The organism is Armatimonadota bacterium (assembly GCA_022563855.1).
GTDB lineage: Bacteria > Armatimonadota > Fimbriimonadia > Fimbriimonadales > Fimbriimonadaceae > JADFMN01.
The window spans coordinates 1-12601 of record JADFMN010000015.1; the positions used below are offsets into that span (position 1 = coordinate 1).

Below are 12601 nucleotides of genomic sequence, written 5' to 3' on the forward strand. Positions count from 1 at the left end.
ACCGGCTTGTAGTACGCCCTTGGATAACGCTCAACGCCTCGGCCGCGCCCGTGCAGGTCATCGTTGAGGCGACCGCCCCGGTTTCTGCGACCAACGAACTGCGGTTCAAGCTCGAGGCATCGACCGACATCTTCGGCATCAGGCAGTGGATCGAGCTGTTCAATTTCACGACCGGGATGTACGAGGAGGTGGACGTGCGAATGGCGACGACTTCCGACTCAGCGATCGAGCTGACGTTCCTGGCCGGCGCTTCTCGGTTCATCGATCCCGGCACGCGCAAGATGCGCGCGAGGCTGAAGTGGAAGCAGGCGGGGCCGATCATCTCCTATCCCTGGCAAGCGCGCATCGACCAAATCGTCTGGACCGTGCGCGTGTAGGTCAGAAAAAATGGTGCCGCAGGGCGGACTTGAACCGCCGACCCTCGCATTTTCAGTGCGATGCTCTACCACCTGAGCTACCGCGGCACGGAGTTAGATGGCGAGGATGACGGGATTTGAACCCGCGACCTCCGGCGTGACAGGCCGGCGCTCTAACCGCTGAGCTACACCCCCGCGCGAAACTGGATTATCCCACCTTTTGAATCTGTAGCGCAACCTCGCAGGGACTGCTTGCCCCGATCACGAACCGAAGAATAGACGCGCCAGTTCGCCTTGCTGTTCCCCGTCGAGCAAGAACCCGTCGTGACCGTGCGGCAAATCGATTTCGTGCCACTCTGCCGGTCGCCCAGCCTCCTCAGCCAGCCGGAGCAACTCTTGGCTCTGGCTCGACGGATACAGCCAGTCGCTGGTGAACGACGTGAACATGTATTCGCTCTGCGATCCGTCGAAGCTCTGACAATCGTAGTAGTCCAGCGCGCGGGTCAGATACAGGTAGCTGTTGGCGTCAAATCTGCGGGTGAACTTCGATGCCTGGTAGTCGAGATAGCTCTCAACTTGAAACTCTGTGCCTAGCGTCCAGTCGGCAACCGGTTTGTCCTGAAAACCGCGACCGAACTTGGTGGCGAAGCTCTCGGCGCTCAGATATGAGATGTGCCCCATCATCCTGGCGACGCCCAGCCCGCCCGCCGGCTGCTCGTCCAACGCGTACTCTCCGTTCTTCCAGGCGGGATCGCGCATGATCGCCTGTCGACCGACCTCGTTGAGCGCGATCTGCATGGCGTTGTGCGCCCGTGCGCAGCCCGTCATCCACACCTTGCGCACGGAGCCGGGTTTTCTCAAGCTCCACTCAAGCGCCTGCATTCCGCCCATGCTGCCGCCGCACGCGCCGAGGAGAGTATCGATCCCGAGGCTTCGAACGAGCCGGAACTGGCACTCGACCATGTCGCCGATCGTGATGATCGGAAACCGTCTTCCCCAGGTTCCGCCGTCTGGGTGCCGCGACGGCGGTCCGGTCGATCCTCGGCATCCACCGAGACAGTTCGAGCCGATCACGAAGAACCTGTCCGTGTCGATCCCTTTGCCCGGGCCGACCATCGCGGGCCACCAATCCGCGCAGTCGGCATCGCCGCTCAGCGCGTGACAAACTAGGATAGCGTTATCCCGATCAGAGCTGAGCTTCCCCCAGGTCTGGTACGCAATGGCGACGCTGGGAATCTCTGCGCCCGACTCGGTAACAAGGCGACCGACGTCACTGTACATCCGTTGGTCTGAGCGCTCGCCCTGCTCTTTCGTAGCCGGGTCGGCTTCGTGACCCATGGCTAATCCCGAGTGTAACCCGGGCGGTTGGGCTGGCCTTGGACGCCGCTGACGGGCGGCGCCTCCGGCACATCTTCTACTACCGGCGGAGCCTGAGTTGGGCCGCTATCCCTGCGTTTTCGGTCGCCACCCGCCTTCGCATTCTTTATCACTGCGTCTTCGCTCAAGTGCAGCATGCGGGTGAACTCTCCGGGTTCCTTCGCGTGGCTCCTAGCGTCCTCCTTCGTTACCATGCCATCCATCACCAGCCTGACAAGGCTTTGATCCAAGGAGAACATCTTCTGCTTGAGGCCGGTCTGAATGATCGAACTGATCTGGTAAGACTTGTTCTCACGAATGTTGTTGCGGACGGCTGAAGTCGCGTTCAACACTTCAAACGCTGCGGTTCGACCGTCGCCGTCCTTTAGCCGGACGAGGGTCTGTGACACAACGCCCAGCAGGTTGACGGAGAGCTGCATCCTAATCTGTTGCTGCTGGTGGATCGGGAATACGTCAATGATGCGATCCACTGTTTGTATGGCGTCCACGGTGTGCAGAGTCGCAAAAACGAGGTGGCCGGTTTCAGCGGCTGTGATCGCCAGGTGGATAGTTTCAAGATCGCGCATTTCGCCGACGAGGATCACGTCTGGATCCTGACGCAATACATACTTTAGCGCGTACCGAAAGGCGTGCGTGTCCCGTCCGATCTCGCGCTGGTTGAGCAGTGCCAGATGGTCGTCGTGAACGAACTCGATCGGGTCTTCGACGGTAACGATGTGCACGCTACGGGTACGGTTGATTCGATCGATCATCGCGGCGAGCGTGGTCGACTTTCCTGAGCCCGCTGGGCCGGTGACCAGAACAAAGCCGCGCGGTCGCTCGACGAAGCCGTAGCAGGCCTCCGGAAGGCGCAACTCCTCCATCGTCTGGATGTACAGGGGGATCACGCGGAATACAGCCTGCTCGTGTTCCCGCTGCCGGAACAGATTTCCGCGAAATCGCGCGACGCCGGAAATCTCGAGCGCGAAATCAAGCTCCTGGTCCCTGTGGAACGCAGAGATTTGCTCGGGAGGAAGGATTGCGCCGATGCCATCGCTGAATTCCTCAGGGGTGAAATGGGGCACGTCCTCCAGCTCGTGCAAATGCCCGTAAATGCGAACGTAAGTCTTGCCGGTGTCGGTCTTGAGGTGAAGGTCCGACCCGTTCAGCGCAACCGTGCGCTCAAGCAACTGCTTAACTTGTAGCACGTGTCGCCTCCAGCAAGCCCTGTTTCGTCGCCAGACGCTTGAACTCTTCGGGATCCGACGATTTCGCCAGCGCTTGTTCGTATTCTATAATTCCCTCAGAGAGCAGCCCCAGCAAGCCCGTGTCGAGCGTTTGCATGCCGAACTGCGCTCCAGTCTGAATGTCCATATAGAGTTGGTGCGTCTTGGCGTCACGGATCAGCGTTCGGACCGCCGGCGTAGCGATCATGATTTCGAAGGCCGCCACTCGGCCCTTTTTGTCGGCTGTCGGAAGGATCGTCTGCGATATGACCGCTTGCAGCGTCACGCCCAGCTGCGTTCGAATCTGCTCCTGTTGATCTGGCTCGAACACGTCGACGATACGATCGATCGTCTGAGCTGCGTCCACGGTGTGGAGCGTCGAGAACACGAGGTGTCCGGTCTCCGCTGCAGTGATCGCCAGCTTGATAGTCTCCAGGTCGCGCATTTCGCCTACCAGGATCACGTCCGGGTTCTGCCGCATGATGTGAAGCAATGCTTCAGCGAACGAACTCGTATCCGTGCCGACTTCGCGTTGATTGATGATCGACATCTTGTCGGAGTGCACGTACTCTATCGGATCCTCGATTGTTACTATGTTCTTCCGTGAGGTTATGTTTATGTGGTTGATCATCGCTGCAAGCGACGTCGACTTGCCTGAGCCCGTTGGGCCGGTGACCAGAATCAAGCCTCGTGGCAGCAACGACAGTTTTTCGGCGACCTTTGGAATCCTGAGATCCTCTATTGTCCGAATCTTGTACGGAATCAGGCGGAATAGCGCGCCCAGCTTGCCTCGCTGCCAGAACATGTTGACGCGAAACCTCGCAAGTCCTTCCAAGGCGTAGGACATATCGAGCTCAAGGTCCTTCATCAGCCGCTGCTTTCGCTCGTCCGAGAGAACCTCAAAGAGCATGTTCTGCAGTTCGTCGACTGTGAATGGAGGCTGATCCACACGAATCAATTCTCCGTGAAGGCGAATGATCGGCGGATTTTCCGCCTTCAAGTGGAGATCGCTGGCCTCGATCTCGACGATGTGTCTTAACAGTTCGTTTAGTCTCGACATTCCACCCTCGTCCTATCGACGCAACAACTGTTTCAACTCCGATACGATACCTGCATAGTTGATCGCGATCTCCTCAGTTATGATCCCAGCTTTGACGTATCGCGCCAAGCCTTGGTTCATCGTCTGCATTCCCCAGAATCCACCTTCGTTCATTAGATGGTACAGGTCGCCAAACGCTCCGTCCTCGATCGCCTTCGATACCGTGGGCGTGCAGATCAGAATCTCGGGAACGACTACGCGCCCAGCACCGTCAGCGCGCGGCACCAGTTTCTGTGCGATGATCGCCCTGAGTGATCCGCCAAGGCGTTGGCAGAGGTGCCTCTTCTCGTGCGGCGGGAACATGTTGACGATTCTGTCGAGAGTGTCGTACGCGCTCGACGTGTGCACCGTGGAGAAGACGAGGTGGCCTGTTTCACTTGCTTGGAGAGAAGCGTGCATCGTGGTGACGTCGCGCATCTCACCGATCAGAATCACATCGGGGGCTTCTCTCACAACCGCGCGCAGCGCCGGGAAGAAATCCTCCGTATCAAGGCCAACCTCGCGCTGGCTGATGTACGCCACTTTGTCGTGGTGCTCGATCTCAAGAGGATCTTCGATTGTGACGATGTGCACCGGTCGCGTTTCGTTGATGATATCGAGCAGCGCCGCCAGGGTCGTCGTTTTGCCGCAGCCCGTCGGCCCGGTTACAAGCACGAGACCCTGCCGGTGCTTGGTCAGTTCACCTAGAACCGCCGGCATTCCGAGCTCTTCCAGGTTCTTGATCCTCGATGGAATGATCCGGCAAACGGCAGCGATCGTCCCTTTCTGCCGATAAATGTTCGTGCGAACTCGGCATTTGCCCTCGACTGAGAAGGCGATATCCATCTCCATCGAGTTCTCAAAGCGCTTGCTCTGCCTCTCGGTCATAACGCTGCCAATCAGGCGCAGGACGTCAGCCTCCGACAACACGGGCCAATCGCCCGGCAGGGGCGCCACGGAGGCGTGCTGCTTCATCATCGGCTTGTGATCCGCCTTGAGCATCACGTCCGAGGCCACGACCTCGTAGCCGGCTTCTATCAGGTCGAAAAGTTGTATGGATGCCGCGTCTTGCATATTCTGTCCGCTGTGCGCTGGCTGCCCCCTCCCTCAAGCTGCAGCTTGGCCTCTAAGCTGGGCGAAGTATACCAAAGCACCGGCTGATAGGCCAGCAATAACCAGGAGAGAAATCACGATCGGCAACCTGCTCCGGCTCTTGCCGCTGGGCACAACGTACGAGTTGGGAAAGTACCGCGGAGGAATCGTCAGTTCAGCGGGGTCATCGGTCCTGACGAGGACGCGGTATTCCAGGATGGATGACCTTGGATCGAAGCTGGCTTCGAGCACGACAGCGTCCGATCGGTAGGACTGCAAGGTGGAGTTAGTCGGAACGAATCCGCTGAATCGAATGCTGAACGACTTGATCGTTTGGCCCTGCGATCCGGTAAGGAAGGCTCGAATGAGAGGCTGAATTCTAAGTTCGCCGAGCGTGGGGTCCACGACGTTGTTGACGGTGCAGATTGCTTTGACCCCAGGCTGTCCATTCCCCATCGGATACACTTCCAGGCCATCGACCGGCGAACCTAATTCACTTGCGATCCATTGGATCTTGGATCTGAGCAATTCAGGCGTATAGCCCGGTTTGACGACGTAAATCTGGAGGATGTCCCGCATCGAGCTATCGTGCTCGATGTTGATGATGACCTCAGGTGAGACCTCCCAGACGTCGTCTGCCTCAACCCGCACTACATGCTGGGCCATGGCCTGAGAACTCAAAACCAGCCCGAATAAGCCGATCAGCCTGATTCGCACAGGCTCAAAGGTACCTTTCGGGGCTGAAGTATTACTGCTTGCCGCACAATCCCCGTAAATTTGACGTATATATTTGAAGTCACGAAATGGTGCTGAATCGGAACCGCCTCGCCGCTAGGGACGTTGGTAACTTAGAAATTAACCCCGCAGGGCACAGCTAACTATCCTGCTATAATTGCGAACCGCGACAAGCGGAAAGAAGCCAAATGGACGACATTGAACTTGAATCGACAGGCCAGATCCTGCTGACGGCCGAAGGCCACGCTCGCCTCAAGAACGAGCTTCAACGCCTCTCCGTGGACAAGCGGGCGGAGATCGCTGAGCGCATCCGGGACAGCAAGGATCGGGGCGAGTTCAGCGAGGATAACAGCGAGCTCGAAGAGGTGAAGATCGAGCAGGCCATGGTAGAAAACCGGATCAACGAACTCAAGGCGATGTTTGCGAACGCGGCCATTATCAATAAGCGGAAGGTTTCTACGAAGGAAGTAGGCTTGGGCGCCCGTGTCACCGTCAAGGACAAGCGCCGACGGATCGAGTTCGAGGTTCGGATCGTCGCTAGCGTCGAGGCGAATCCGGACGAGGACTTGATCAGCGACGAATCCCCCCTCGGCCGGGCTCTGCTGGGCAAAGCCGTCGGCGACATCGTGCGGTACAGCGCCCCAGCTGGCGACCTTAGATACGAAATCACGAACATTCGCCGCTAGCGCGACGGCTCGGACAAGGGGCCAATCGTGCTGACCTGCGCCAAGACGATGGTATCATAGTCGTATTCCTCGGTTCTTCGGCCCTATAACCGTAGCAACCGCAATCGTCGAGCGACAATGAGCAAGAAGTCAATCCCGATACCGAAAATGCGGCGTGGCATCCGTGGTTTCTATAAGGATGTCGTGAGCGAAATGAAGCACGTCACGTGGCCCGGCCCTAAGGAGACGAGCCGCTTGACTAGCGTTGTGCTGTCCGTCTGCCTGGGCGTTGTCCTGATGCTCTTTGGGCTGTCGGTCGTGGTAGAACAAATTCTCAAAATACTTCTCGGAGGTGGCTAGGCAATGGCAAGGTCTTGGTACGCGGTTCACACGATCTCGGGCCACGAGAACAAAGTGCGGGATATTTTGAAGCGCAGAGCTGAAGCGGAGGGTCTCTGGGATTTCGATCTGTTTGAAATCATGATCCCGACTGAACAACAGCTCAGTACTCGCAACGGCAAGCGCGTCGTCGTGTCAAGGAAGGTTTTTCCTGGATACATCATGGTCCACATGAACATGACCGACGATTCTTTCAAGTTGGTCAAGAGCACGAGCGGAGTGACAGGGTTCGTGCAAAGCGGCAGCAAACCAATCCCGCTTGAGGATTTCGAGGTTCGACGGATCCTGAAGAACCTTGAATTGAGCAAGGAGACGCCAAAGGTCGCGTTTGACAAAGGCGATTTGATCCGGGTGGTCGAAGGACCGTTCGTGGACTATCAAGGACGGATTGAGGAGGTCAATCGTGATCGAGAAAAGCTCAAGGTCATGATCAGCATCTTCGGCCGCGACACGCCCGTGGAGCTAGACTTCCCACAAGTCGAAAGGGTGTAAGCTGTCGTACTTGTTAGCCGCCGCCAGCGGCTTGATAGCTTTATGCCTGAAGTCGATACCAGATACAAGCAGTGGACCGTTGCTGAGGTCGACGACCGGGCAGTTGACACGTTGTCGCATGAGTTGGGCATCAGCCCCCTCGTGGCATCAGTACTCCTCAGCCGCGGTATTTCTGATCCGCTGCAGGCCTCGGCGTATCTCAATCCAAGCCTGCAGGACCTGCACTCTCCTTCCCTGCTGCCTGACTTCGATCCGGCGGTCGGCGAAATCCTCGGTGCCAAAGAGAGCGGAAAGCGGGTGTTCGTACATGGAGACTACGACGCCGATGGAGTCACGAGCGCGGCCCTCTTCACAAGGTTCCTGCGCAGACTCGGCTGCGACGTAGTGCCGCACGTACCGCATAGAACGCGCGAAGGGTACGGCATCCACCTAGATGCGGTCAAAATGGCCGCTGAGGCTGGCTGCAAGCTGTTTCTGACGTGCGACTGCGGCATATCTGCTCACGAGCAAGTCGCCGCGGCTAACTCGGCTGGAATGCGAGTCGTCGTTACCGACCACCACGAAGTCGGTGAAACCTTGCCTCCGGCTGCTGCTGTAGTCAACCCTCACAGACGCGATTCGCAATATCCGTTCAAGCACTTAAGCGGCGTTGGAGTCGTCTTCAAACTTTGCCAGGGCATCACACAAGAGCTGAAGATCGACGAAAGCCGTTTCTTCCGCGCCTACCTGGACCTTGCGGCGCTTGGAACGATCGCCGACGTAATGCCGCTCATCGACGAGAACAGGATTATCGCTAGCCACGGCTTGACAAGCATCAAGCACAGCAAGAAGCCGGGGCTGCGATCTCTTCTCAGAGTGTGCGAGCTCGATGACCCAAGTCGAAAGATCACTGCCCGCAACGTCGGGTTTCAGATCGCGCCGCGCATCAACGCAGCAGGGCGCATGGCAGATTCGCGCCTTGCGCTCGACCTGCTGCTGGAAGACGATCCTGAAAAGGCAGACGTGATCGCAGAGCTGCTGGACGAAACGAATCGACAGCGACGCGTCGAGCAAGCTCACGCCTATGATGAGGCGGTCGAACTCGTCGAACAAACCCACTCCCCGAGCGACCGCGCTATCGTTGTGAGTCGTGAGGGGTGGCACCCAGGTTTGATCGGTATCGTGGCCGGCAAACTTGCGGAGCAGTACTACAGGCCGACCTTCGTCGTGACGATCGACGAAAACGGCCATGCTCGCGGATCGGCGAGGTCCATCCCTGGCTTCAACTTGGGAGCAGCCATCGACGCAGCTAGGCCACATCTCTCCAGCGGAGGCGGCCACGAGCAAGCTGCGGGGTTTTCGCTCGAGGCCTCTAAGCTTGAGGGTTTCGCCCTAGCGATGAAGTCGTATGCGAACTCGGTGCTGACCGACGACGACCTCGTGCCGCGCATCGAGATCGACGCGATCATCGACCCGAGCGAAGCGTCCAACCCACGGGTTGTCGAGGAACTCGCCGCGCTGGCGCCGTTTGGACAGGGCAATCCCGAACCGACGTTTGGCTGCCTCGGTCTGACGACGTCGAATATAGCTCCGACGAGCAACCCGGCTCATGTGCGGCTATCTCTGATTGACACGAGCGGCACACCTCACAAGGCTATGGCGTTCGGCATCGGCGAGGGGCTCTCCGCACTCGGCAACGGGGCGAAGATCGACATCGTGTTCAGGCCGGACGAAAACGTGTTTCGAGGCAAGGCCGAGTTTCGCTGGCTGATCGACGACTATCGACCGAGCGGAAACTGACTGCCAATCGGCGTTAAACCGAGCGAGACCTGACCGCCGACCAGCATTACGTTGACGCTCGTCTTTGTCAATCCGCGCATATACCGTATTGTAATCGTGTCGCCGATCGACTTGCTGAAGAGAATCGAAGCCAGCTCCACCGGATCGTTGACCGATGTGCCGTTCACGTCCAGAACGACATCGCCGGCCAACAGCCCTGCAAGACCGGCCGGCGAGCCGGGCATCACGGACACTAGCAGCACGCCCCGGCCAGAAGTCGACGCTTTGAAGAAAATACCGATCGTAGGATGCTGCACGCGCCGCATCGGACTCTTGAAGCCAACGACGACTCTTCGCAGCACGTCTTGCGAAATCGCGTACCCGACTGTAAGCCCTTTGGGGCCGAACTTGGCGGGAGCGAAACCGCTCCTGATATCGCTTAACGACTGCTCCTGCTGAGATTCTAGAGCCCTTTGGCTTTTCGTCAGGGTTGCGCCGAGGACGGCGATCAACTCTCCGTTGCTGGCAAACACCATCGATCCCCCTATTTTGCCGGCTGAGGATTCAAAGCGAATTTCGCTCAGCGGCATATACCGGAGCGAAGGCCTCATCACGCCAACGCGACTGTCACTGACGAACTCGCCGCGAATCGGGCCTTGCGCCGTTGCAACCGTGACGGGTGCACCTCGCTCTAGCGCAGACTTGGAAATTGCGATCGGCCGCCGCCTGCCCATCTCCCAGTACGACGGTCGAAGAAGCGCGAGCTGCGTGTGCTCGTCCGACGCGATTAAGAGCATCGACATCGGCAGGCTGCCGTCTTCGAACTTTGCGAGAGTCTGTATGCCCTGGACCAAGCTCATATGGGTCAAGAACAGGCCAGAATCGTCGATCAGCGCTGCCACGCCGATCGGCTGGTTGCCGTGATACAGATACGCGACGGATTGGCGAACGAGCTGCCACGTGGTCGCCTCCGTGGATTGGGCCTGCCCGAGCAGGCCGGCGCCGATCGCTAGAAAACTAGCCGCCGAAGACAACATCACCGAACGTTTCTACCTCAGTGGCGACGAATGCGCCCGTGTCTGGATCCTCAACATAGTCGATCACGACCAGATTATCCGAGTACTCGTCGTCTTGCGAGCCTGTAGCTGCTAAGAAAGTCGGAAAGACCTCGGAGTCAGGCAGCGGGTCAAACCTCACGAGGCTCATACCGCCCTCGGAGCCACGTTGCCAAGGGGGGACACCCCACTCTTCGGTGTCATCGGCCCGGCTCCCTGCTCGACTTGCAGAGTTGTTCGACGGCCTAAATCGACCCACGTTCGTCGCCACTGATGCGTCCAAAACTGCGACCAACGAGTTACCGTTCGCAGCGCCAGACTCGGAAGGTTCTGTGTCTCCATTCTCATCGGGATTCACGATGTCGCCATCAGCTGGCGGCAGAACGCCTTCTAAGCCTGATTCTGGATCACCGGAATCGAGGCTACTCACTGTATCACCGGGAACAAGAACGTCGAGTTGAGAGCCGAAGAAGACGACCAGAATCGCTGCAGCAGCGACAATCGCAAACGTCCACGGCTTGGACTGTCTGCTAGGTACGACGCCTTGGTTCAGGATGGCGTCGCGCAGGCGCTCGGACGACATCTGGCACTCGGGGACTTCGCGCAGCGCCTTCAGGCCTTCGCGCACCTTCTTGACCTGCTCGACCTGTTCAAACTCCTCTGGAGACAGGGAGTCAAGCTTGGCCTGGTCCCCTGGCGAAAGCTCGCCAAATCCGGCCTTGATGATCAAATCTCTTCTGCTCTTCATTCTGCCTCTTCCATCTCCTTCAGCAGCGGGGCTACGCGAGTCTGCAACGCGCGCCGGGCCCGCAATACGCGCAGCTTTGCTCCGCCGACGCTGCAACCAAGAGTAGCGCCCATGTCCTTGTAATCCATTTCCTCGATGTCTCTCAGCACGATCACGTTCCGGTGGTGATCTGGCAGCGCGCTGATCGCCCTGCGCAGAATGTCCTTCAACTGTTCTCTTTCCAGGTTCTTAATGGGATCTTCGGCATTTCCGACGGTCATCCAGCTCAACGCCCCAGCCGATTCCTGTAGCTCGAGCCTTTGACGGCGACGAATCATGCGGCCGCGATCGGTTCCTAAGTTCGTCGCAATACGAAGCAGCCAGGTTGTGAACTTCGCCTCGTCCCGATACCTGTGCAAGTTCTGGTAAGCCCGGACGAAGACCTCTTGCACGATATCCTCAGCGTCGTCTCGCCCCTGCGTCATTTGATACGAAAATCGGTACACCAGGGCGCGGTGGCGCTCGAACAGCAGTTCGAACGCTGTATATTCGCCAGCTTTCGCCTTCCGCACCAACAGCTCATCCGAATCACGATCTGACGCGGTCCCTAGGTGGGAGGTTCTAGCCTGCACCTGCAAATTCAGCCTCAAGGCGTGCCTCGACATGATCTTACATGGATTTGACGGATTCGTGGTCAGATCGTTACTCTCTCACGGGGTTGAAACAGCATAATTCTGCGAATCTGCGCCCAATTGGGCACTTGCCCGAGTCTGGGCTCAATTCGGTTATGCCCGAACCCGGCTACATCCCTACCCCGGTATAGTGCCGGGTTCCCTGCCACCACAGTAGCTTGAACAGCCCGAATGACAGCACGATCCACACGCCTTGCACCAGCAGCACCCTGGCTATGTCCGGACCGTGTGTAATTTGGATCAGTATCTCTGTCGGAGCTCCGATCGTGTAGTAGAACGGAAAGATGGCGGCCAAGTCGCGCGCCCAGTCGGGAAACAGCGCGATCGGGAATATCTGACCGCTGAGGAACAGCATCGGCAGATAGTACAGCTCGAAGATCGCGAACGCCTCCTGGACGAATAGGGCGATCATCGCCAAGGCTACGACGAGCGTCAGGCTGACCCCGTGCCCCAACAGCACAGAAAGCCAGAACTCCCAGCCGAAGTAAAGGTCGGTTCCACCGAGATACCCGCTGAAGAGGATCAAGAACGTAACGAACCAGGGCAGGAACAACACAGTACGAATCAGCCTCCAGGAGAGGTTTCTGAAAACGCAAAATTCGAAGTACCCGAGCGGTCGCATGAGGTGTGATGAAAAAACTCCCTCTTTGATCTCCAGCGCGATGTCCCACATCAGATGGCTCGTCACGAACGATCCAATCATCAGCATCGAGAGGTAATAAACGACAAAATCGCCGCTGGAGAAGCCGTGTATCTCCCCTCCGCCGGAGGCGGCGATCAAGACGATCGGCATCGTGATCGCAGTCACGACGTCTGTGATGACCCAAATCGCCATCGACGCTCGGTACGCCACCGCATCGCGGAAATAGACCGAGACCAGCGCCTTCCATCGACGTAACGCCAGAACAGACGGGCTTCTACCGATCGACACGATCAACGCTCCGAGAAAGTCGGAAAGCCCCGCGCTTGT

Annotated in this window: 14 protein-coding genes and 2 tRNA genes; 5 read left to right on the forward strand and 11 right to left on the reverse strand. The window is 58.1% G+C overall.

Annotated elements, in window-relative coordinates:
- Positions 1-377, forward strand: a 377-nt coding sequence (locus IH944_13990; GenBank protein MCH7905663.1) for a hypothetical protein, incomplete at its 5' end; no start/stop codon positions are given.
- An 11-nt stretch (positions 378-388) separates the two neighbouring features.
- Here IH944_13990 and IH944_13995 read toward each other — a convergent pair.
- From IH944_13995 to IH944_14025, 7 genes are all read right to left on the reverse strand, one after another.
- A tRNA-Phe gene (locus IH944_13995) sits at positions 389-464 on the reverse strand.
- An 11-nt stretch (positions 465-475) separates the two neighbouring features.
- Positions 476-551, reverse strand: a tRNA-Asp gene (locus IH944_14000).
- Positions 552-617: 66 nt separating this feature from the next.
- Positions 618-1694, reverse strand: a complete 1077-nt coding sequence (locus IH944_14005; protein MCH7905664.1) for a homoserine O-acetyltransferase — start codon at positions 1692-1694, stop codon at positions 618-620.
- Between the two features lie 2 nt (positions 1695-1696).
- Positions 1697-2902, reverse strand: a complete 1206-nt coding sequence (locus IH944_14010) for a type IV pilus twitching motility protein PilT (protein MCH7905665.1) — start codon at positions 2900-2902, stop codon at positions 1697-1699.
- 4 nt (positions 2903-2906) lie between these two features.
- Positions 2907-3998, reverse strand: coding sequence for a type IV pilus twitching motility protein PilT (locus IH944_14015; protein ID MCH7905666.1), 1092 nt, complete (start codon positions 3996-3998; stop codon positions 2907-2909).
- Positions 3999-4010: 12 nt separating this feature from the next.
- The gene (locus IH944_14020; protein ID MCH7905667.1) at positions 4011-5090 is read right to left on the reverse strand and encodes a PilT/PilU family type 4a pilus ATPase; all 1080 of its coding nucleotides are present in this window, start codon (positions 5088-5090) and stop codon (positions 4011-4013) included.
- Positions 5091-5123: 33 nt separating this feature from the next.
- Positions 5124-5774 (reverse strand): hypothetical protein, encoded by a 651-nt coding sequence (locus IH944_14025; protein ID MCH7905668.1) that lies wholly within the window; start codon positions 5772-5774, stop codon positions 5124-5126.
- Between the two features lie 257 nt (positions 5775-6031).
- Here IH944_14025 and IH944_14030 point away from each other — a divergent pair, with 257 nt between their 5' ends.
- The 4 genes from IH944_14030 to recJ all read left to right on the forward strand — a co-directional run bounded on the left by IH944_14030 (position 6032) and on the right by recJ (position 9178).
- Positions 6032-6529 carry a transcription elongation factor GreA gene (locus tag IH944_14030; protein MCH7905669.1) on the forward strand — a complete coding sequence of 166 codons (498 nt, stop codon included), beginning with the start codon at positions 6032-6034 and terminating at the stop codon, positions 6527-6529.
- A gap of 147 nt (positions 6530-6676) precedes the next feature.
- Positions 6677-6868, forward strand: a complete 192-nt coding sequence (secE, locus tag IH944_14035; GenBank protein MCH7905670.1) for a preprotein translocase subunit SecE — start codon at positions 6677-6679, stop codon at positions 6866-6868.
- A 3-nt stretch (positions 6869-6871) separates the two neighbouring features.
- The gene (gene nusG / locus IH944_14040; GenBank protein ID MCH7905671.1) at positions 6872-7399 is read left to right on the forward strand and encodes a transcription termination/antitermination factor NusG; all 528 of its coding nucleotides are present in this window, start codon (positions 6872-6874) and stop codon (positions 7397-7399) included.
- A gap of 42 nt (positions 7400-7441) precedes the next feature.
- Positions 7442-9178 (forward strand): single-stranded-DNA-specific exonuclease RecJ, encoded by a 1737-nt coding sequence (gene recJ, locus IH944_14045; GenBank protein ID MCH7905672.1) that lies wholly within the window; start codon positions 7442-7444, stop codon positions 9176-9178.
- On the opposite strand, the gene IH944_14050 is transcribed toward recJ, so the two are convergent.
- The 4 genes from IH944_14050 to IH944_14065 all read right to left on the reverse strand — a co-directional run bounded on the left by IH944_14050 (position 9157) and on the right by IH944_14065 (position 12562).
- Positions 9157-10197 carry a serine protease gene (locus IH944_14050; protein ID MCH7905673.1) on the reverse strand — a complete coding sequence of 347 codons (1041 nt, stop codon included), beginning with the start codon at positions 10195-10197 and terminating at the stop codon, positions 9157-9159. The two genes, recJ and IH944_14050, sit on opposite strands and share 22 nt — an antisense overlap.
- Entirely contained in the window at positions 10175-10960 is a 786-nt protein-coding gene (locus IH944_14055) for a hypothetical protein (GenBank protein MCH7905674.1), read from the reverse strand. The genes IH944_14050 and IH944_14055 overlap by 23 nt, the downstream gene beginning before the upstream one ends.
- Complete coding sequence (locus IH944_14060) at positions 10957-11604, reverse strand: sigma-70 family RNA polymerase sigma factor (protein ID MCH7905675.1); 648 nt, start codon at positions 11602-11604, stop codon at positions 10957-10959. Before IH944_14060 ends, IH944_14055 begins: the two co-directional genes overlap by 4 nt.
- 136 nt (positions 11605-11740) lie before the next feature.
- Positions 11741-12562, reverse strand: a complete 822-nt coding sequence (locus IH944_14065; GenBank protein MCH7905676.1) for an ABC-2 family transporter protein — start codon at positions 12560-12562, stop codon at positions 11741-11743.
- Positions 12563-12601: the final 39 nt, after the last annotated feature.